This is a genomic window from Pseudomonas sp. KH_027 (assembly GCF_057838565.1).
This window is the reverse complement of the sequence record NZ_CM174470.1, coordinates 626,207-645,665: the sequence shown is the minus strand read 5'-3', so window position 1 is coordinate 645,665 and position 19,459 is coordinate 626,207. Positions and strand designations below refer to the sequence as shown.

Sequence of the window (19,459 nt, the reverse complement as noted above, 5' to 3'; positions counted from 1 at the left end):
GTTGATGGCCGCCCTTTTTTGCTGATTTCTCTGCTTTAGATGGAAATTGAGATGACCGACCAAACCACCCGCCTGCCCATCCGCCGTGCCTTGATCAGCGTTTCCGACAAGACCGGCATTCTTGAGTTCGCCCGCGAGCTTTCGGCCCTCGGGGTTGAAATCCTCTCCACCGGCGGCACCTTCAAGCTGCTGCAGGACAACGGCGTGGCCGCAGTGGAAGTCGCGGATTACACCGGCTTCGCGGAAATGATGGACGGCCGGGTCAAGACCCTGCACCCGAAAATTCACGGCGGCATCCTCGGCCGTCGCGGCATCGACGACGCGATCATGAACGAGCACGGCATCAAGCCGATCGACCTGGTCGCCGTCAACCTCTACCCGTTCGAAGCAACGATTTCCAAACCCGGCTGCGACCTGCCGACCGCCATCGAGAACATCGACATCGGCGGCCCGACCATGGTCCGCTCGGCGGCCAAGAACCACAAGGACGTCGCCATCGTGGTCAACGCCAGCGACTACGGCCAGGTGCTGGAAAGCCTGAAAGCCGGTGGCCTGACCTACGCTCAGCGCTTCGACCTGATGCTCAAGGCGTTCGAGCACACCGCGGCCTACGACGGCATGATCGCCAACTACATGGGCACCGTTGACCAGGCCGCCGAAACCCTCTCGACCTCCGGCCGCAGCGAATTCCCGCGCACCTTCAACAGCCAGTTCATCAAGGCCCAGGAAATGCGCTACGGCGAGAACCCGCACCAGAGCGCGGCGTTCTACGTGGAAGCCAAACCGGCCGAAGTCGGCATCGCCACCGCGACCCAGTTGCAAGGCAAGGAACTGTCGTTCAACAACGTGGCCGACACCGACGCCGCGCTGGAATGCGTGAAAAGCTTCGTCAAACCGGCCTGCGTCATCGTCAAGCACGCCAACCCGTGCGGCGTGGCGGTCAGCCCGGACGCCGAAGGCGGCATCCGTCAGGCCTACGAACTGGCTTACGCCACCGACACCGAGTCGGCGTTCGGCGGCATCATCGCCTTCAACCGCGAGCTGGATGCTGAAACGGCCAAGGCCATCGTCGAGCGTCAGTTCGTCGAAGTGATCATCGCCCCGTCGGTCAGCGAAGAAGCGCGCGCCATCGTCGCCGCGAAAGCCAACGTGCGCCTGCTGGCCTGCGGCCAGTGGTCGGCCGAGCGCGCCGCTGCCTGGGACTACAAGCGCGTCAACGGCGGCTTGCTGGTGCAGAGCCGCGACATTGGCATGATCGGCAGCGACGACCTGAAAGTGGTGACCAAACGCGCGCCGACCGAGCAAGAGATCAACGACCTGATCTTCGCCTGGAAAGTGGCCAAGTACGTCAAATCCAACGCCATCGTCTACGCCAAAAACCGCCAGACCATCGGCGTCGGCGCTGGCCAGATGAGCCGCGTGAACTCGGCGCGCATCGCCGCGATCAAGGCTGAACACGCCGGCCTGCAGGTGCAGGGCGCGGTCATGGCCTCGGATGCGTTCTTCCCGTTCCGCGACGGCATCGACAACGCGGCCAAGGCCGGCATCACCGCGGTGATCCAGCCGGGCGGCTCGATGCGCGACAACGAAGTGATCGCCGCCGCCGACGAAGCGGGGATCGCCATGGTCTTCACCGGCATGCGCCATTTCAGGCATTAAATCGGCCGCACTGAAACCGGCATCGGCTGTGTTGCCCGGGTTCCGCCAATGCTCATTGCCACGAGGCAACTCCGCTTGTCGAAACCCGGTGCGCCTTGCATCTACCGGCTTCATTGCGACCTCGATTGGCGTAGCCGTTTTTGTAGGTTGGGTCGCGGCGCGTAGCCTGAGCGAAGCGATACCCAGCAGCGTTTCGTAGGGTGGATAACGCTTCATCTATCCACCAAAAGGGCCGCAGGCCCGCCTCCTGAAGGAGACAGCAATGAACGTTTTGATCATCGGCAGCGGTGGCCGCGAACACGCCCTGGCTTGGAAAGTGGCGCAGGACCCGCGCATCGAGAAGGTCTTCGTTGCCCCGGGCAACGCCGGCACCGCCACCGAAGCCAAGTGCGAGAACGTCGCCATCGACGTGCTGGCGCTGGAGCAGTTGGCTGACTTCGCCGAGCAGAACGTCGGCCTGACCATCGTCGGCCCGGAAGCGCCGCTGGTGGCTGGCGTGGTCGACCTGTTCCGCAGCCGCAACCTCAAGTGCTTCGGCCCGACTGCCGGCGCCGCGCAACTGGAAGGCTCCAAGGCCTTCACCAAGGACTTCCTCGCACGCCATAACATCCCCACCGCCGACTACCAGAACTTCACCGAAGTCGAGCCGGCGCTGACCTACCTGCGCGAGAAAGGCGCACCGATCGTGATCAAGGCCGATGGCCTGGCCGCCGGCAAAGGCGTGATCGTCGCCATGACCCTGAGCGAAGCCGAAGACGCCGTGCGCGACATGCTCGCTGGCAACGCTTTCGGCGACGCCGGCTCGCGTGTAGTCATCGAGGAGTTCCTCGATGGCGAAGAAGCCAGCTTCATCGTCATGGTCGATGGCAAGAACGTATTGCCGATGGCCACCAGCCAGGACCACAAACGCGTCGGCGACGCCGATAGCGGCCCGAACACCGGCGGCATGGGCGCTTATTCGCCAGCACCGGTGGTCACCGCCGAAGTGCACCAGCGGGCGATGGATGAAGTGATCTGGCCGACCGTGCGCGGCATGGCCAGCGAAGGCAACGTCTACACCGGCTTCCTGTACGCAGGGCTGATGATCGACAAAGCCGGCAAACCAAAAGTCATCGAATTCAACTGCCGCTTCGGCGATCCGGAAACCCAACCGATCATGCTGCGGCTGCAATCGAGCCTGGTCCTGCTGATCGAAGGCGCACTGGCTGAGGCACTGGACAAGATCGAAGCCCAGTGGGACCCGCGCCCGAGCCTCGGCGTGGTGCTGGCTGCCGGCGGCTATCCGGGCGACTATGCCAAGGGCGTTGCGATCAACGGCCTGGACGCTGCCGTCAGCGAGCACGGCAAGGTGTTCCACGCCGGTACGGCGCTGCAGGACGGTCAAGTGGTCACTTCCGGCGGCCGGGTTCTCTGCGCCACGGCACTCGGCGAGAGCGTGGCCGAGGCCCAGCAACAGGCCTATGCACTGGCGGCGAAAATCGACTGGGACGGCTGCTTCTACCGCCACGACATCGGCTATCGGGCCATCGCGCGCGAGCACGACAGCGAATAAACGCGAAATAAGTGATAAAGCGTACAAAGGCAGCCATTTGGCTGCCTTTTGCGTATTACCGCCAAGCAGGTGCTTGGCTATAATCGGGCGATTAACATACAAAGGGATTTCACTGTGCGCGGGCTCAGGATCGCCATAGGACTCACCGTAAGCCTGCTGCTGAGCATGCTCAGTCTGTGCCCGGCACAGGCGGCGGAGCAGGGGCAATGGTCGGCGCTGCTCGACAGCCGCGCCACCCTGCAATTGGATGAGATCCGTTCCCCGCGTTATATCCCGCAGTTCAGCCCGGTCGACCTGCAACAGCTCTATACCCCCGGTGGCGACAGCGCGCTGTGGCTGCACTACCGTTTGCCCGCCAATGATCGCGAGCAGTTGCTGCGGGTCTTCGCACCGTACCTCGACTACCTCGATCTGTATGTGCTGCAAGGCGATGAACTGCTTGCCAACACCCGCACCGGCAGCCGCCTGCCCTTTGCCAGCCGACCACTGCCCAGCAGTGACTTCCTGCTGCCGCTACCGGTAGCCAAGGCACCGCTGGATATCTACCTGCGCCTGGCCTCGAGCCATGCCCTGCGCCCGGGCATCAGCATCGAGTCGGCCGCCGCGATGGCCGCCGACAACGCCCGGCCACTGCTGTACGGCATGCTGCTCGGCGCCTTCGGCATGTTGCTGCTGTATAACCTCGTACGTTTTGCCTACGCCCGCAACCTCAGCAGCCTGTGGCTGGCCGGCACCCAGGTCGGCCTGCTGGGCACCAGCCTGAGCCTGCTGGGCATCAGCACGCCATGGCTGGCCGACTGGCAGACTTCGCAACCACAGATTGCCAATCTGTCGATGCTCCTGACGATGCTCTTTGGCCTGGCCTTCACCGTCAGTTTTTTCCGCAAGACCTGCCCACGTACGCTGCTGCGCCACCTGTTGATCGGCGAAGGCGTACTGATCGGCCTGACCGGCACCGTGCTGTTGATTGCCAGCAACCTGCAGTTCAATCAGTTGGTGTACATGATTGCCGCGGTGACCAGCCTGAGCATCATGATCGTCGCGGCCTTTCACTGGCTGCACGGCTATCCGCCAGCACGGCTGTTCACCCTGGCCCTGCTGGTATTCAACCTGGCGTTCATCGGCGCCCTGCCGGCGTTGTTCGGCTACTGGTCGGTGCAATCCGACTGGCTGGCTTTCGCGCTGCTGAGCGTGGCCGCCCTCAGCGGTTTCATGCTCAGCATTGCCCTCAGCGAGCGACAGCGGCGCATCATCCAGGATGATTTCAGTGTCAGCCGCAAGCTTGCCGCAAGCTCCGCCGAACTGAAGGCCAAAGCCGAATTCCTCGCCAAGATCAGCCACGAAATCCGCACGCCAATGAATGGCGTGCTGGGCATGACCGAACTGCTGCTCGGCACGCCGCTCTCGGCCAAGCAACGCGACTATGTGCAGACCATTCACAGCGCCGGCAACGAACTGCTGACGCTGATCAACGAGATCCTCGACATCTCCAAGCTGGAGTCCGGGCAGATCGAACTGGATGACGTGCAGTTCGACCTGAATGCACTGATCGATGATTGCCTGGATATCTTCCGCGCCAAGGCCGAGCAGCAGAAAGTCGAACTGATCAGTTTCATGCAGCCGCAAGTGCCTCGGGTGATCAGCGGCGACCCGACACGCCTGCGCCAGACCTTGCTCAGCCTGCTGGACAATGCGTTCAAGCAAACTGACGAGGGCGAGATTCTGCTGGTGGTCGCACTGGATGCCAGCGCCGACGCGCCGCGCCTGCGGATTGCCGTGCAGGACAGTGGCCGCCCGCTGGAGAGCGGCGAGCGCGATGCCTTGCTCAACGCTGAACTGCACAGCAAGGACTTCCTCACCGCCTCCAAGGTTGGCGGCCGGCTCGGCCTGATCATCGCCCGCCAACTGGTGCGCCTGATGGATGGCACTTTCGGCATCCAGAGCGGCGGTACACAGGGCAACACCTTGTGGCTGACCCTGCCGCTGGACGCCGAGCGCCTGGAGCACCCCACCGCCGACCTCGATGGCCCGCTGCAAGGCGCACGCTTGCTGGTGGTCGATGACAACGACACCTGCCGCAAGGTCCTGGTCCAGCAGTGCAGCGCCTGGGGCCTGACGGTCAGCGCGGTGCCTTCCGGCAAAGAGGCCCTGGCCCTGCTGCGAACCAAGGCGCACATCCGCGAATATTTCGATGTAGTGCTGCTCGACCAGGAAATGCCCGGCATGACCGGCATGCAGTTGGCGACGAAAATCAAGGAAGACCCCAGCCTCAACCACGATGTGCTGCTGATCATGCTCACCGGCATCAGCAACGCGCCGAGCAAGATCGTCGCCCGCAATGCCGGGATCAAACGCATTCTGGCCAAACCGGTGGCCGGCTACACGCTGAAGACCACCCTGGCCGACGAGTTGGCGCAGCGCACCCAGGGCGGGACCATACGCCTGGTCCCGCAGTTGGTGAGGGCGCCGCTGAATGTGCCCGGCGACTTCCGCATCCTGGTTGCCGAAGACAACAGCATCTCCACCAAAGTGATACGCGGCATGCTCGGCAAACTCAACCTGCAACCGGACACCGCCAGCAACGGCGAGGAAGCGCTGAGCGCGATGAAAGCCCAGCCGTACGACCTGGTGCTGATGGATTGCGAGATGCCGGTGCTCGATGGGTTTTCCGCCACCGAACAACTGCGCGCCTGGGAGGCCCAGGAGCATCGCCGCCGCACCCCGGTGGTGGCCCTTACCGCGCACATCCTCGCCGAACATAAAGAGCGGGCCCGCCTGGCCGGCATGGATGGACACATGTCCAAACCCGTGGAGCTGTCACAACTGCGGGACCTGATCGAATACTGGGTCGCCGAGCGCGAACTGCATCAGCAGAACAAGGCTGACGGCACCCTGTCGTCCTGAGCCCCCGGCATCTAGAGTCAGGGGTGACCACTTCCAACCACGAGCCAAACCCATGCTGTCCGAGCTGTTCAGCCTGTACTTGAAGATGCTGGTGCTCTATAGCCCCTTCTTCGTCCTTTCCTGCTTCATCAGCATGACCCGTGGCTACACGGTGAAGGAGCGCAAGCGATTGGCCTGGAAAGTGGCCGGTGGCGTGGTGATCGCCAGCGTGCTGCTCTACCTGTTCGGCCAGAGCATCTTCACCCTGTTCGGCATCACCATCGACGCCTTCCGCATCGGCGCCGGCAGCGTGCTGTTCATTTCCGCGCTCGGCATGGCTCAGGGCAACCCGGTGCTGCAGAGCGACAATGTGCAACAGGACGTCACCATCGTGCCGTTGACCATTCCGCTGACGGTGGGTCCCGGCACCATCGGCGCGATGCTGGTGATGGGCGCCGGCCAACCGCACTGGGATGCCAAGCTGGTGGCGCTGCTGGGTATCGTGCTGGCCAGCCTGACGGTCGGCGTCGTGCTCTACCTCTCCGACCAATTCGAGCGCCTGCTCGGTGAGAAGGGCTTGCAGATCGTCAGTCGGCTGATGGGCTTGTTCGTCTGCGCCCTGGCGGCGCAGATTATCTTCACCGGGGTAAAAAACTACCTGGGGCTGTAGGCCGACTGAGGCATCACCGTTCGCTCAGGGCCGTGGACCGGGTTAGGCGCGCAGCCACATGGTAATCCACGACGCGCCGTAACCCGGCGATACACTCGTGCCAATGCCATCGCAATGCCAGGTTACATGCTGAAAAACTGCAGTTCCCACCCGCCCGACATCCGCAACCATCCTCCCCTTCATCGCCGAGCCATCACCCGTTGCAGCACCACACCTCCCTCTCGCGATACACTAGGCGGCTGTCTTCAAGCGGAACACATCATGAACAACACCCTTCCCGCCCGTGCCTGTGGCATCGATTTCGGCACCTCCAACTCCACGGTCGGCTGGCTGCGGCCCGGTATGGAGTCGTTGATCGCGCTGGAAGACGACAAGATCACCCTGCCCTCGGTGGTGTTCTTCAATTTCGAAGAGCGTCGCCCGGTGTATGGCCGGCTGGCCCTGCACGAATATCTGGAAGGCTACGAAGGCCGCCTGATGCGCTCGCTGAAAAGCCTGCTGGGCTCCAAGCTGCTGAAAAGCGAAACCGCCGTGCTCGGCAGCGCCTTGCCATTCAAGGACATCCTCGGGTTCTTTATCGGTGAGCTGAAAAGCCGCGCCGAGACAGTCGCCGATCGCTCGTTCGAGGAAGTGGTATTGGGGCGCCCGGTGTTTTTCGTCGACGACGACGAGAAGGCCGACCAGGAAGCCGAAGACACCTTGGTGGCCGTGGCGAAAAAGCTCGGTTTCAAGGACGTTTCGTTCCAATACGAACCGATCGCCGCCGCCTTCGACTACGAAAGCACCATCAACCGTGAAGAGTTGGTACTGATCGTCGACATCGGCGGCGGCACCTCGGACTTTTCCTTGATCCGCCTGGCCCCCGAACGGCACATGCTCGCCGAGCGCCACGACGACATCCTGGCCACCGGCGGCGTGCATATCGGTGGCACCGACTTCGACAAGCAACTGAGCCTGAGTGGCGTCATGCCGCTGTTCGGCTACGGCAGCCGGATGAAGAACCTGGCCTACATGCCCACCAGCCATCACCTCAACCTGGTGACCTGGCACACCATTAACGCGGTCTACTCGCAGCAGGCGCAGAGCGCGCTGCGCAACATGCGTTACGACGCCCAGGACACGGCGGGGTTCGACCGCTTCTTCAAGCTGATCGAGCAGCGCGCCGGGCATTGGCTGGCGATGCAGATCGAACAGACCAAGATCGAGCTGACCGAGGTCGAACAACGTACCGTACTGCTCGACCGGATCGAGCCTGGTCTGGCGGTGGTGCTGGATCGGCTCGGCTTCGACGAATCCATCGCCAGCTTGCTCGATCGCATCAGCGGCAGCGTCCTGCAGTTGCTCAGCGACGCCAATGTCAGCACCGAACAGATCGACACGGTGTTCTTCACCGGCGGTTCCAGCGGCATTCCCGCCCTGCGCCAAGCCATCAATCAGTTGCTGCCCAACGCCCGGCATGCCGAGGGCAATACCTTCGGCAGCATCGGCAGCGGGCTGGCCATCGAAGCGAAGAAACGCTACGGCTGATTCCTGCCAATGCGCTGTCGGTTGGACCTGGGTTGGGTCGAGCCCCGCGAGGCCCAACAGCCCAGCGAACGAGGCAGCAGAAAGCCCAAACGGGCAATCAGAGCACCTCCAGCACCTCGAATTCCTGCTGTTGATTGGCCACGCGAACCGCCACCAGCGCACCCCGCGCCTTGCCCAGCAGGCTCTGGCCCATGGGCGAAAGCGGCGTGATGACCATGATTTCCCGGCCGTCATCCATAATTTTCAAACCAGCCGCATCCGGACCGAGAAACAACAGACGCTGCGCGCCACTTTCCAGCGCCAGCAGCACCAGCGCCGTCAATTGAATACCCTGCAGCGGATCGAAGGTCCGCAACAGCAAGTGCCGATACGCGCTCAATGCCTGCTCTATCTCAGCCACCCGCTTCGCCTGGCCATGCGCCAGGTAGCCGGCCTCCAGACCAAGGGTGTCGTATTTGTTCTCGGCAATATTTTCTTCATGGGTCGCCGCCTCATAGGCCGTTTGCAGCGCCCCTTGGGCGACCTGCAGGTCGGCGGCGAGTTTGTCGATGATCAGCTGCTGAATGCGGTGTTTATTCATGATTCCGGTCATTGGCGAGCGAGGCAGCCGTTGATCGGCCGCGCGGCGAGTGTGTCGGTATCCACAAGAATTTATGAAGCGCTTTCGCGCCGTCGGCCGTGCACGCTACAGTTGCCAGCGCCACTCATCTGGCCGCAACCCGAAACCGCAGGAGCCCAGCATGAGAACCTTTCAAGCCGTTACCGCACTGCTCACCCTGCTCGCACTAAGCGCTTGCGGGCTCGGGGAAACGGCTGCAACGGCGACTCTGCAGGCCAAGCAAGCCGAGCAGGCGCAGCAGCAAATGGCCCAGCTCAAACAACAGATCGACCAAGCCAACGCAGTGAATAATCAGCGCCTGCAACAGGCTACTGAAAGCGCGCAGTAATCACCACATACGCCAGTGACGCGAATTTGCCCTGAACAGGAGCAACGCGGGTCGCTCCGTCGAGCGGCTTATTTCTTCTTCAGGCACTCGCTCATAAACGTCTTCCGCGGGTCGCCTTTAAGCGCCTTGCTGGTGGCGTCGGCATTGCACGACGTCATTCTTTCTTGTGGCGTGCTGGCTGTTGCCACTGCCGATGCGCTACCGGCTTTCAGGCAAGTACTCATAAACGCCTTGCGCTCATCGCCTTTGAGCGTCTTGCTGGTGGCCTCGGCATTGCACGACTTCATCTTCTCTTGCTGGGCGGTAGCGGCAAAAACCTGGGAGCACGCCAGCAAGGCCAGCGCCAGCACAGGGATACGAAGCATATTCATAAGCGTTCTCCAGGGTGGACTGCAGACAGGGCTGCAGGTCGATGAAGCTTAACCAGTGCCTGGTTCTTTGCCGAACGCAGCAACATTTGTTCAGGGTTGATCGGCTGGCACCAGCGTGAGTTCGACCGGCTCACCAGGGTTGTGGATGCGTAACTGAAACTCGTCGCGACTCAACTTCACTATCTCGACCTTATAGGATTGCCCTGCTTCGACCATGGTCAACCCGCCACCTTCGGCTTTCCAGCTACCGAACGCCGGCTTGTTGTTAGCCGAGGCCAATACCAGCGTGCCGTCCGCGAGAAAGACATAGAGCATGCCGCGCGCAACGGTGGGGGACGCACTGACGCGCCAGACCTGGTTGATAAAGCTGACCTTGGCCGGCGCGGGCGGCTCGGAGCAGGCGCCGAGAGCCAGACTGGCGCCGATGCCCAGAGCGAGGCGGCGAAGACGTTTGGTATTCATTGCTTGAAGCTCCGTGTGAGGCTGGATCTGCTGCGCCTGCGCGACTTGCTCGCGGAGCAAACGCCTTACTCTGTTGTGGGTATTAACGCGCGCACCCGGTCATTGCCTGTCGCGGAATGATTGCATGCATGGCCTTGTCACTGCCGTCAGCCTCAGCCCTGAACGCAACTTTTGCAAATACCATCAACCCCATATCCGGCGGCTGTCGACAGCCGCGCAGCACGGTCGAAAAAACAGTCTGCTGACGACGGCGCGCCTACACTCAAACAGCTGATTCAGGCGGCACCACGCCCATCGACTGCACGCACATGAGGTGTTCTCTTGGACGGTTCCGCGGCACTGCTGGGTGGCCTGGTATTCGGCTCGATAGGGCTGGGTTATTTCATCTATGGAAAGACACAGAATCACCTGATCGCCCTGCTCGCGGGCATCGCTCTGATGGGCTACAGCTATTTCGTGAGCGACCCGTATTGGCTGCTGGGGATCGGCATTGGCTTGATGGCGCTGCCACACTGGGTAAAGCGCTGAAGACCGCAGCGGCTCTGGGCCTGAAGAGCGGCGCTGACGAACCAGCCAGGTGTTATCGACCGCACATCAAGCACACCCCAAAGATCAACCATAAGGAACCACAGCATGTACAAGCAAACCCTCGCGGTTTTTTGCGCACTGGCAGCAGTGACTGGTTGCGCCAGCAAGCTGGAAAACCCGACCGACTACCTGACCTACCGCGACGCACCGCTGGTCAAGAATGTCGAGAAAGGCATGACCAAGGCTCAGGTGCTGAGTATCGGCGGCACGCCCTCCACGGATCGGCAACGCAGCGTAAGCCCCGGCAGCTGCAACAACTATATTCTGGATAAAGATGGCCATCAGCAGGCCTATCACGTCAGCTTCGACGCGGCCGGGAAAGTCGATGGCAAGGGCTTCATGACCTGTGAGCAGATGGAAAACAACGAGCGCGCCAAGGAGCGGCCCGTGCATGAGGGCGGCTACTAGCCCGCAAATCCCTCGCGCTGGCCATTGGCGCCCCCGGGAGCCTGCGCCTAACCAGGTTCCAGCCCCCGCTCGCGCAACCAACCGGGATTGAACAGGCGCTGGAAGTACAGCCCGCCGCGGTCGCACAGCAGGGTCACCACGGTATGCCCGGGCCCCAGTTCGCGCGCCACCCGGACGGCGGCGACCAGATTGATCCCGGAAGAGCCGCCGAGGAGCAAACCCTCCTCGCGCAACATGCGGTAGACCATGTTCACGCAGCTCTGGTCGTCCACTTGAATGGCGCTGTCGATCGGCGTGCCCTCCAGATTGGCCGTGATCCGCGTGGTGCCGATGCCTTCGGTGATGGAGCTGCCCTCGGCCTGCAGTTCACCGCTCAGCACCCAATGGTAGAGCGCACTGCCCATCGGGTCGGCCAGAACGATATGGACCTTGGGATTGTGCTCCCGGAGATAGCGGGCGACGCCGGCCAGCGTGCCGCCGGTGCCGGTGGCGCAGACGAAGGCGTCTATCCGGCCCTGGGTTTCGCGCCAGATTTCCGGCCCGGTGGTTTCGTAGTGCGCCTGGCGATTGGCCAGGTTGTCGAACTGGTTGGCCCAGATCGCATTGGGCAGGCCAGCGGCGAGCCTACCGGCGACTTTCTGGTAATTGTCCGGATCCCGGTAGGGCTTGGGCGGCACCGGGCGCACCTCGGCGCCGAGCACACGCAGCAACTCCAGCTTCTCCGGCGACTGGTTATCGGGAATCACGATGATGCAGCGGTAGCCGCGCACGGCGCAGATGTGGGCAAGGCCGATGCCGGTATTGCCGGCGGTGCCCTCGACTATGGTGCCGCCGGGGCGCAGCGCACGGCGCCGTTCGGCGTCGCGCACGATGTAGAGCGCGGCGCGATCCTTGACCGAGCCGCCGGGGTTGAGAAATTCGGCCTTGCCGAGAATCTCGCAACCGGTCTCGTCGCTGAGTCGGCCGAGGCGGATCAGCGGCGTGTTGCCGATACTGCCGATAAAACCTTCACGGATATCCATGCTGCACCTCCACCTGGCGCACGGGAAAATGCCGTTTTCACTGTTTCAGTCTAGCGTCCATGCAGCGAAGGGCACGCCTCGAACCGGTCTGGCGCTATTGCTTCCCCGAGCGTTGCAGCTGTTGCAGCAATGGGGCGCACTGATTTTCCTGCTCGCCGCTCGGTGCCACCAGCGCCAGCCATTCGGCTCACCGCAACCGCTCTGCATCGGCGCGCAGGTTGGGAACAGCTGTTTCAGTTTTACGCTGCATGGGCCAGGCAAGCGGGATACGTCGCCCGCAGGCGGCATTGGCAACGTTTCCAGCGCCCTGCCATTATTTTTCCAGATAGCCAATGCACAGCTGAAAACATCGGATTAGAGCCTTTCAGGCCACCATTGACAGTGTCGATAGGCACTATCGAGCGGGTCAACTTCTTATTCTCAGCACAGAACTTAGTATTGCCTACGACCCCACCCCTGCTCACTCTTCGGAGATGATCATGAACAGCAAATTACTCCTCGGCCTGACCCTCGGCGTACTCGCCGCCAATGCCTTCGCCTTGCCACGGGACTCGCAACCGACCTTTGAAGAAGTCAAGGACAGCCAAGAAGCCGCCCTCCAGGATCGCAACCTGGCCGAAGACGGCGCCGATCGTCTGCTGCAACGTCTGCGGGTAGCCGAAGGCAGTTCCGAGCGTTTTCTGGAGCAACGCCATGCGGGCTGACTCCACCCTTCGCCAGAATAAAAAGCCCGGCCAAATGGCCGGGCTTTTTATTCTGCGGGGTTGATCAAGCCGCCAACGGCTCGCGATTCGGCAGACGATAGATCCAGATGCGCCGCAGCACCGTGGCGAACTGCGCACTCAGGCGACCGCTGTTGTAGATCTGGCCGTAGCGCTCGGCGATCTCGCGCACCTCCACAGCCATGGCGGCATAGCGACGGGCCGGCAGGTCAGGGAACAGGTGGTGTTCGATCTGGTGGCTGAGGTTGCCGCTGAGGATATGGAACAGCCTGCCGCCCTGCAAATTGCTCGAACCGCGCAACTGGCGCAGATACCAGTGGCCACGGGTTTCGCCCTGCAGCACCTCGCGCGGGAAGACTGCGGCCTGCTCAGTGAAGTGGCCGCAGAAGATGATGGTAAAGGTCCACAGATTGCGCAGCAGGTTGGCGGCGATATTTCCCGCCAAGACCGCCAGCCCATTGGCGCCGAGCGGCAGGGCCAGCAGCGGGAAGAACAGGTAATCCTTGGCCCACTGCCGCAGCAGTTTGGCCTTGAACTGCTTGAGCAGCGGCCTGACTTCCTCCTTGGAAATCTTGCCCTTGTAGAGCTTGTCCAAGCGCAGGTGCTGGATCCCTATCGAGTACTGGAACAACACGGCCTGGATCGTCACCCACAGCGGCTGCCAGCGGTAGAACGGCTTCCAGCGCTGCTCGGGGAACAGCCGCACCAGGCCATAGCCGACGTCGTCGTCCATGCCCAGCACGTTGGTGTAGGTATGGTGGATATGGTTATGGGTATGCCGCCAGAAGTCGCCGGGGCCGGCGATATCCCAATCGTAGCTGCGCCCGGCGAACTCCGGATCATTCATCCAGTCGTACTGGCCGTGCATGACGTTATGGGCCAACTCCATGTTCTCGAGGATCTTCGCCAGGCCGAGCAGGGCGGTGCCGAGCAGCCAGGTCGGCGGGAGCCAGCCGAACAACAGCAGTGCCCGGCCACTCCAGGCACAGCCCCGGGTGACGGCGCGGATACGGCGAATATAGCGGGCATCCTGCTCGCCCAACTCGGCCTGGGTCCGTTGCCGCAGGGCATCCAGCTCGGCGCCGAAGGCCTGCAACTCGGTGGCGGAAAGGTCGCGGTCGATGCGCATAGCGATCTCCTTATCGGTCATGGGTGCGGTGTAACGCCGGTTATAAATCCACCGCCACATCGCCCTGAGGGGCGCTGACGCAGAGGCGGATCGGCTGATTGGGCTCACTGAACAGGGCGCCGCTGCGCAGATCGCGCACCGCACCGCTGAGCAACAAACAGGTGCAGCTGGCGCAAATGCCCTGCCGGCAGCCGTGGGCCGGCCGCAGGCCTTCGGCTTCGGCCTGCTCCAGCAGGCTGCGCCGACTGTCACCCTGAACCTCCCGTTGCGCGCGGGCGAAACGCAGGCGCACCTGACGCACGGGCTCGGCGTGGTTGAAGGCTGGCGGACTAAAGGTCTCGACCTGCAACTGACCGTCGCGCGGCGCGCCGTGCCACCAGCCCTGCACCTGCTCGACGAAGCCCGCCGGGCCGCAGGCGAACACGCTGCACCGCTCGACATCGTCCAGCTCGTGCAGGTGCTCGGCGGTAAAGCGCCCACTCAGCTCGCCGGCCTGCACCGGGTCGCCGCTCAGGGCCCAGCGCACCCGCAGATTGGCGTGCTGCGCCTGCAAGGCCTGCAACTCGTGGATGAAGGCGTGCTGGCCGTGCCGGCGCACATAATGCAGCAGGGTGACGGGGGCGCCGAAGCCCTGCGCCAGAGCGCCGCGCAGCAAGCCGAGCAGCGGCGTCAGGCCGCTGCCGGCGGCCAACAGCAGCACGCCCGGGGCCTGTTCCACCCAGCGCAATTCGCCGAACGACTGACCGATCTCCAGCACCTGGCCGACCGCGACCCAATCCAGCAGGCGATTGGACAGACGACCACCGGCCTGGCGTTTGATGGCGATCTCCAGGCTGCCGTCGGCATGCAGTGCGGTCAGGCTATAACTGCGGCTCAGGCGCACCCCAGCGACCTCCAGATACAGCCGCACATGCTGGCCCGGCCGCGCCCCACGCCAGTTGCCGTTAGGTTGCAGGGTCAGCGCCAGCATGTCGTCGGCGACCCAGCGCCGCCCCTGGACGCGGGCGAACACCCGGTTCAAGCGCCAGGTCGGATTGAGCCAGGCCAGCAACCCATCGATTTCCGCTTCACGCAGCCAACGGCGAGCGGCCAGGGCGCGCAGCGGACGCAACCAGGGCGCGAGGTAACGCACGGCAGACAGTGGGACAAGAGGCATGGCATGGACTCTCAGTGAACATTTGTTCACTAAGCTGACAGAGACGAAGCACCCCAGTCAACACTTGTTCACTGAAACCGGTTCGACGCCTGCAAAGCCCATTTGTTAAAGTGCCCGCAACTCCTTGAAAATTAGCCCCGCATGCCGCCGCGCGCCCTCCAAAAACAGCAAACCCGCCAAGCCTTGATGGATGCCGCACGCAACCTGATGGACAGCGGTCGCGGGTTTGGTAGCTTGAGCCTGCGCGAGGTGACGCGCAGTGCCGGCATAGTGCCGACCGGCTTCTATCGCCACTTCAGCGACATGGATCAACTCGGTCTGGCGCTGGTGACCGAGGTCGGCGAAACCTTCCGCGAAACCATCCGCAGGGTGCGGCATAACGAATTCGAACTGGGCGGATTGATCGACGCCTCGGTGCGCATCTTCCTCAGCGCCGTCAGCGCCAACCGCTCGCAGTTCCTGTTCCTCGCCCGCGAGCAGTTCGGCGGCTCCCTGCCGGTGCGCCAGGCACTCGCCACCCAGCGCGAAGGCATCACCGCCGATCTGGTCGCCGACCTGCAATTGATCGACAAACTGCAACACCTGGACACTCCGGCCCTGGCGGTGCTCGCCGACCTGGTGGTGAAAACCGTGTTCGCCACCCTGCCCGAGCTGATCGACCCGCCCGCCACGGAGCTGCCCGCACACCTGACCCCACAAGCGAAGATGATTCAGCAACTGCGTTTCATCTTTATCGGCGCCAAGCATTGGCAAGGCCTGGGCAGCGTGCCCGGCTAGCCGCTCTTCCCGCTACTGCCGGTGACATGCCCCCGCGACTGGCGCGAGATTTGCTCTACGACTTCACAACCTGGGGCCTGATGCTTAACCACAACGGTCTTCGCTCTCGCCCTGCGGTCACACCTTTGTCATAGTCTGGGCGTTTGCTGTGCCACGCCCGCCCACTTTGTCTGGAACACGCCATGCTGCGCTTCGCCCGCTTCCTGCTCATACCGCTGCTGTTGATCGTTGCCGCACTCGGTGTCCTGGCGCTGACCAGTCAGCCGACCGGCACCCCGGCGGTGCTTGCCAGCCTGGGCAATGAACCCTTGGTGATCGCCCATCGGGGCGGGCGCGGGCTGTGGCCGGAAAACAGCCTGTTCGCCTTCGATCGAGCCAATGCGCTGGGCGTCGACATGTTGGAAATGGACCTGCGCCGCAGCCGCGATGGCCAACTGGTGGTGATCCACGATGCCAAGGTCGACCGCACCACCAATGGCGCGGGCCGGGTCGCCGAGCTCAACCTGGCCGAACTGCAAGCGCTGGACGCCGGCTACCGCTGGACTGCCGATGGCGGCGAAAGCTACCCGTACCGCGATCAGGGCATCCGCATTCCGACGTTCGCCGAAGTGCTGGCGCGCTTTCCACAGCGGGCCAAAGTGATCGAGATCAAGGTGCCGGATATCGGCATGGAGGCGCAGCTGTGCCAGTTGCTCGACGCCAGCGGCCAGCGTGACAAGGTGCTGGTCGGCAGTTTCTACGACCGCAGCCTGCAAGCGTTCCGCGAAGTCTGCCCGGGCGTGGCCACCTCCGCCGGGCCGGGCTCGGTGCGGCTGCTGGTGGCGCTGAACTGGGTCGGGCTCGGCGCGTTGTTGTCGCCGTCCTACCAGGCCCTGCAAATCCCCGAGCGCAGCGGCAGCCTGGAAGTCGCCAGCGGCAGCCTGCTAGCCACCGCCCAAGGGCGGGGCCTGAACGTGCAGCTGTGGACCATCAACGAGCAGCCGGCGATGCGTCATCTGCTCGACATGGGCGCCCAGGGCCTGATCACCGATTACCCGGATCGCGCCCTGCAATTGCTCGGGCGCTCAACCCAGGTCAGCGCGCTGAGCGATCAATAGCGAAACCCGCCCACGACTGGCTCACCGGCATCAACTCCAGGCTGTTGATGTTGATGTGCGCCGGTTGGTTGAGCACCCAGAAAATCGTCTCGGCAATGTCTTCCGACTGGATCGCCTCGGCGCCGGCATAGGTGGCGTCATAACGCGCCTGGTCACCGCCGAAGCGCACCAGGGAAAACTCGCTCTCGCACAGCCCCGGTTCGATATTGGTCACCCGCACGCCGGTGCCTTGCAGGTCGCAGCGCAGGCTCAGCGAGAACTGCCGCACGAATGCCTTGGTCGCGCCATACACGTGGCTGCCCGGATAGGGATAACTGCCGGCAATCGAACCGAGGTTGATGATGCCCGCGCCGCGCCCGTGGGCGATCAGCCGTGGCAGCAGCAAACGGGTGCTGTACATCAGGCCCTTGATGTTGGTGTCGACCATGGTGTCCCAGTCATTCAGGTCGCACTGCGGTGCCGGGTCCGCGCCCAACGCCAGCCCGGCGTTGTTGATCAACCCGCGCAGGGTGGCGAACTTCGCCGGCAAGGTGGCGATCGCCGCCTCCATCGCATGCCGGTCGCGCACATCCAGCTCCAGCGGGTACACGTCGGTGAGCGCCGACAGCTCATCGCAGAGCGCTTGCAGGCGTGTCGCGCGGCGGCCACTGAGCACCAGCGACCAGCCCGCCAGGGCAAACCGCCGGGCACAGGCCTCGCCGAAGCCGGAGGTGGCGCCGGTAATGAAGAGGGTCGAAGTCATGGGGTTCTCCTTGATCGGCTGGGCGCTGCGAAATCCGGCCGTCGGCACGGCCAGGCACAGCGCAGCCCTTGGTTAACGCGCAACACCGTCGAGCTGCGCTATTGGTCATAGGGTACGTCATCGCTATCCGCTTGGCGTTGCAGCACGCACCTCGATCCACCGCCGACAAAGCGCTATTGATCAAAAAACGTACGCTTTCGCCGAAGCCACGCCAGGCTAGGTTCAAGCCGAGCTTTGCCCACCTTATCCACAGTTCGCTCCACAGGCTACTGGGATAACTTTTCCACAGCCAGCAATACCATGCGCTAAACCCTTGAAATAACAGCCTTATCCCTTGACTAAAGGGCATCCAACGTGCCGCCGGCAGCCATTGACGAGCCATGATCAAATTCTGATCAGCCGGCGAAAAGCCGCACGGGCTATGGGCTCAAGCCATTGCTCCCGTAGTTACCCACAGGCCTACCCACAGTAGTCGGGGGTAACTTTGCCGCCAGCCCGAAGCGGCGGTGGATAACCCTAATAAATCGTTGTTTTAATGCTAAAAATCCAAGTGATCAAAAAACCACCAGAAACCGCCAGGGCGCTACGGCTATGGCTGCCGGAGAGTTCAGGCGGCCTTATCCACAGAACGCCCCACAGCTTTTGGGGACAACTTTGTAGGTCGACATGGGTTCGGCGATGCGCCGGTGGATAACCCTGTTCTTACCGCTGCGGCGCCTGCTCGAGCAAGGCCCGGGCAGCGATCAAATCTTCCAGGGCATAACCCATCGATTTGAACAGGGTGATCTCCTCGGCATTGTCGCGCTGCCCACGGCCCCGTAGCAGGTCGCTCAACTCGAGGCGGATGTCGGCCTCGGCAATCACGCCCTCGCCGAGCGCGAACAGCAGATCACCGGCCTCCTCCAGCGCGCCCTCGTGGGTGTCGACGACAATCCGCGCACGGCCGACCGCCGCCGAATCGGTCTCGCGCATGCTCGGCAGGAACGCCCCAACCAGGTCCAGGTGCGTGCCCGGTTTGAGCCAGGCGCCCAGCACCAGCGGCGTGCGCGAGGTGGTGACGCAGGTGATGCTGTCGGCCTGCTCGACGCTGCCTTGCAGGTCCGTGCTGGCGCTGACCGGGTAACCTTCGGCGAGCAATTGCGCGACCAACGCAGCCAACTTGTCGGCGCTGCGCCCCCAGATCTGCACACGCTGGTAATCACGCACGGCGCAGTGGGCACGCACCATGTGCGCGGCCAGGGTGCCGCTGCCGACGATCAGCAGGTTCCTGGCATCGCTACGCGCCAGGTAATCGGCCGCCAGCGCCGAGGTGCAGGCGGTACGCCGGGCGGTCATCTCCGAGGCTTCCAGCAGCGCCAGGGGTTGACCGTTGGCGTCGTCGAACAAGGCGAACACCGCCGCGACCGACGGCAGGTCGCGCGTGCCGTTGTGCGGAAAGACCGTGACCAGTTTGACGCCGATGCCTTGCCCGCTTTGCCAGACTGGCATATGCAGCAGGCTGGCCTCGTCGGGCAAGGCCTGACAGCCACGCACCGGGGATACGCAGGGTACGGCCAGGCCTTTGCGCAAGGCTTCGATCAATGGGCCATACGCCAACGCCGCAGCGACATCGGCGTTAGTGAAAAAGCGCAGGGTTTGCATGGGATGACTCCTTGGGCCGCCCCTTCTTCAGCCCGCGCACCAGGAGGCATCGGCAAGATTGACGGGCGAAGGCAACGGCGGCGTTGAAACGCGGGTTGTTAGGGGC

20 protein-coding genes are annotated in these 19,459 nt (G+C 63.2%); 12 read left to right on the top strand and 8 right to left on the bottom strand.

What is annotated here, in order from left to right; genetic code table 11:
• The first annotated feature begins 51 nt into the window (after positions 1–51).
• The 5 genes from purH (at position 52) to AC3IYG_RS02965 (ending at position 8,291) form a co-directional block, all read left to right on the top strand.
• Positions 52–1,659, top strand: coding sequence for a bifunctional phosphoribosylaminoimidazolecarboxamide formyltransferase/IMP cyclohydrolase (gene purH / locus AC3IYG_RS02985; protein ID WP_489312233.1), 1,608 nt, complete (start codon positions 52–54; stop codon positions 1,657–1,659).
• Between the two features lie 262 nt (positions 1,660–1,921).
• Positions 1,922–3,211: a phosphoribosylamine--glycine ligase gene (purD, locus tag AC3IYG_RS02980; protein ID WP_489312232.1), complete on the top strand. Its 1,290-nt coding sequence runs from the start codon at positions 1,922–1,924 to the stop codon at positions 3,209–3,211.
• Between the two features lie 114 nt (positions 3,212–3,325).
• Positions 3,326–6,115 (top strand): response regulator, encoded by a 2,790-nt coding sequence (locus AC3IYG_RS02975; RefSeq protein ID WP_489312231.1) that lies wholly within the window; start codon positions 3,326–3,328, stop codon positions 6,113–6,115.
• Between the two features lie 55 nt (positions 6,116–6,170).
• Positions 6,171–6,764 (top strand): MarC family protein, encoded by a 594-nt coding sequence (locus AC3IYG_RS02970; RefSeq protein WP_489313828.1) that lies wholly within the window; start codon positions 6,171–6,173, stop codon positions 6,762–6,764.
• Between the two features lie 261 nt (positions 6,765–7,025).
• Positions 7,026–8,291, top strand: a complete 1,266-nt coding sequence (locus AC3IYG_RS02965; RefSeq protein WP_489312230.1) for an Hsp70 family protein — start codon at positions 7,026–7,028, stop codon at positions 8,289–8,291.
• 97 nt (positions 8,292–8,388) lie between these two features.
• Here the strand turns inward: AC3IYG_RS02965 and AC3IYG_RS02960 are convergent, their stop codons facing one another.
• Positions 8,389–8,871, bottom strand: a complete 483-nt coding sequence (locus AC3IYG_RS02960) for a GreA/GreB family elongation factor (protein ID WP_489312229.1) — start codon at positions 8,869–8,871, stop codon at positions 8,389–8,391.
• A gap of 160 nt (positions 8,872–9,031) precedes the next feature.
• Between AC3IYG_RS02960 and AC3IYG_RS02955 the strand changes: the two genes are divergently transcribed.
• Positions 9,032–9,238, top strand: coding sequence for a hypothetical protein (locus tag AC3IYG_RS02955; RefSeq protein WP_489312228.1), 207 nt, complete (start codon positions 9,032–9,034; stop codon positions 9,236–9,238).
• A gap of 68 nt (positions 9,239–9,306) precedes the next feature.
• Here the strand turns inward: AC3IYG_RS02955 and AC3IYG_RS02950 are convergent, their stop codons facing one another.
• Entirely contained in the window at positions 9,307–9,609 is a 303-nt protein-coding gene (locus tag AC3IYG_RS02950; RefSeq protein ID WP_489312227.1) for a PsiF family protein, read from the bottom strand.
• A gap of 90 nt (positions 9,610–9,699) precedes the next feature.
• Positions 9,700–10,071 carry a hypothetical protein gene (locus AC3IYG_RS02945; protein WP_489312225.1) on the bottom strand — a complete coding sequence of 124 codons (372 nt, stop codon included), beginning with the start codon at positions 10,069–10,071 and terminating at the stop codon, positions 9,700–9,702.
• Positions 10,072–10,392: 321 nt separating this feature from the next.
• On the opposite strand from AC3IYG_RS02945, the gene AC3IYG_RS02940 reads away from it, so the two are divergent.
• On the top strand, positions 10,393–10,599 hold the full coding sequence (locus AC3IYG_RS02940; protein ID WP_489312224.1) for a hypothetical protein: 207 nt from the start codon (positions 10,393–10,395) through the stop codon (positions 10,597–10,599).
• Between the two features lie 105 nt (positions 10,600–10,704).
• Positions 10,705–11,067: an osmotically-inducible lipoprotein OsmE gene (gene osmE, locus AC3IYG_RS02935; RefSeq protein ID WP_489312223.1), complete on the top strand. Its 363-nt coding sequence runs from the start codon at positions 10,705–10,707 to the stop codon at positions 11,065–11,067.
• Positions 11,068–11,114: 47 nt separating this feature from the next.
• Here osmE and AC3IYG_RS02930 read toward each other — a convergent pair whose 3' ends face one another.
• The gene (locus AC3IYG_RS02930; protein WP_489312222.1) at positions 11,115–12,089 is read right to left on the bottom strand and encodes a cysteine synthase A; all 975 of its coding nucleotides are present in this window, start codon (positions 12,087–12,089) and stop codon (positions 11,115–11,117) included.
• On the opposite strand from AC3IYG_RS02930, the gene AC3IYG_RS02925 reads away from it, so the two are divergent.
• Together AC3IYG_RS02925 and AC3IYG_RS02920 are read left to right on the top strand one after the other, a co-directional pair.
• Entirely contained in the window at positions 12,088–12,447 is a 360-nt protein-coding gene (locus tag AC3IYG_RS02925; protein ID WP_489312221.1) for a hypothetical protein, read from the top strand. The genes AC3IYG_RS02930 and AC3IYG_RS02925 overlap by 2 nt on opposite strands.
• A gap of 121 nt (positions 12,448–12,568) precedes the next feature.
• Positions 12,569–12,793, top strand: coding sequence for a hypothetical protein (locus AC3IYG_RS02920; RefSeq protein ID WP_489312220.1), 225 nt, complete (start codon positions 12,569–12,571; stop codon positions 12,791–12,793).
• Positions 12,794–12,857: 64 nt separating this feature from the next.
• Here AC3IYG_RS02920 and AC3IYG_RS02915 read toward each other — a convergent pair whose 3' ends face one another.
• The gene (locus AC3IYG_RS02915; RefSeq protein ID WP_489312219.1) at positions 12,858–13,961 is read right to left on the bottom strand and encodes a fatty acid desaturase family protein; all 1,104 of its coding nucleotides are present in this window, start codon (positions 13,959–13,961) and stop codon (positions 12,858–12,860) included.
• A 19-nt stretch (positions 13,962–13,980) separates the two neighbouring features.
• Positions 13,981–15,096, bottom strand: a complete 1,116-nt coding sequence (locus AC3IYG_RS02910; protein ID WP_489312218.1) for a flavin reductase family protein — start codon at positions 15,094–15,096, stop codon at positions 13,981–13,983.
• Positions 15,097–15,237: 141 nt separating this feature from the next.
• Here AC3IYG_RS02910 and AC3IYG_RS02905 point away from each other — a divergent pair, with 141 nt between their 5' ends.
• Complete coding sequence (locus AC3IYG_RS02905) at positions 15,238–15,873, top strand: TetR family transcriptional regulator (RefSeq protein WP_489312217.1); 636 nt, start codon at positions 15,238–15,240, stop codon at positions 15,871–15,873.
• A gap of 182 nt (positions 15,874–16,055) precedes the next feature.
• A complete protein-coding gene (locus AC3IYG_RS02900) occupies positions 16,056–16,970 on the top strand; it encodes a glycerophosphodiester phosphodiesterase family protein (RefSeq protein WP_489312215.1) in 915 nt (304 codons plus the stop codon).
• On the opposite strand, the gene AC3IYG_RS02895 is transcribed toward AC3IYG_RS02900, so the two are convergent.
• Positions 16,948–17,712, bottom strand: coding sequence for an SDR family oxidoreductase (locus tag AC3IYG_RS02895; RefSeq protein ID WP_489312214.1), 765 nt, complete (start codon positions 17,710–17,712; stop codon positions 16,948–16,950). The genes AC3IYG_RS02900 and AC3IYG_RS02895 overlap by 23 nt on opposite strands.
• A gap of 702 nt (positions 17,713–18,414) precedes the next feature.
• On the bottom strand, positions 18,415–19,353 hold the full coding sequence (lhpI, locus tag AC3IYG_RS02890; protein WP_489312213.1) for a bifunctional Delta(1)-pyrroline-2-carboxylate/Delta(1)-piperideine-2-carboxylate reductase: 939 nt from the start codon (positions 19,351–19,353) through the stop codon (positions 18,415–18,417).
• Positions 19,354–19,459 lie beyond the last annotated feature (106 nt).

Coding starts and splice junctions, on each gene's coding strand:
- AC3IYG_RS02905 (WP_489312217.1), top strand. CDS start 15,238: ATGCCGCCGCGCGCCCTCCAAAAACAGCAAACCCGCCAAGCCTTGATG.
- AC3IYG_RS02915 (WP_489312219.1), bottom strand. CDS start 13,961: ATGACCGATAAGGAGATCGCTATGCGCATCGACCGCGACCTTTCCGCC.
- AC3IYG_RS02965 (WP_489312230.1), top strand. CDS start 7,026: ATGAACAACACCCTTCCCGCCCGTGCCTGTGGCATCGATTTCGGCACC.
- AC3IYG_RS02895 (WP_489312214.1), bottom strand. CDS start 17,712: ATGACTTCGACCCTCTTCATTACCGGCGCCACCTCCGGCTTCGGCGAG.
- AC3IYG_RS02900 (WP_489312215.1), top strand. CDS start 16,056: ATGCTGCGCTTCGCCCGCTTCCTGCTCATACCGCTGCTGTTGATCGTT.
- AC3IYG_RS02955 (WP_489312228.1), top strand. CDS start 9,032: ATGAGAACCTTTCAAGCCGTTACCGCACTGCTCACCCTGCTCGCACTA.
- purH (WP_489312233.1), top strand. CDS start 52: ATGACCGACCAAACCACCCGCCTGCCCATCCGCCGTGCCTTGATCAGC.
- AC3IYG_RS02920 (WP_489312220.1), top strand. CDS start 12,569: ATGAACAGCAAATTACTCCTCGGCCTGACCCTCGGCGTACTCGCCGCC.
- lhpI (WP_489312213.1), bottom strand. CDS start 19,353: ATGCAAACCCTGCGCTTTTTCACTAACGCCGATGTCGCTGCGGCGTTG.
- AC3IYG_RS02960 (WP_489312229.1), bottom strand. CDS start 8,871: ATGAATAAACACCGCATTCAGCAGCTGATCATCGACAAACTCGCCGCC.
- AC3IYG_RS02945 (WP_489312225.1), bottom strand. CDS start 10,071: ATGAATACCAAACGTCTTCGCCGCCTCGCTCTGGGCATCGGCGCCAGT.
- AC3IYG_RS02930 (WP_489312222.1), bottom strand. CDS start 12,089: ATGGATATCCGTGAAGGTTTTATCGGCAGTATCGGCAACACGCCGCTG.
- AC3IYG_RS02925 (WP_489312221.1), top strand. CDS start 12,088: ATGCTGCACCTCCACCTGGCGCACGGGAAAATGCCGTTTTCACTGTTT.
- AC3IYG_RS02910 (WP_489312218.1), bottom strand. CDS start 15,096: ATGCCTCTTGTCCCACTGTCTGCCGTGCGTTACCTCGCGCCCTGGTTG.
- purD (WP_489312232.1), top strand. CDS start 1,922: ATGAACGTTTTGATCATCGGCAGCGGTGGCCGCGAACACGCCCTGGCT.
- AC3IYG_RS02950 (WP_489312227.1), bottom strand. CDS start 9,609: ATGAATATGCTTCGTATCCCTGTGCTGGCGCTGGCCTTGCTGGCGTGC.
- osmE (WP_489312223.1), top strand. CDS start 10,705: ATGTACAAGCAAACCCTCGCGGTTTTTTGCGCACTGGCAGCAGTGACT.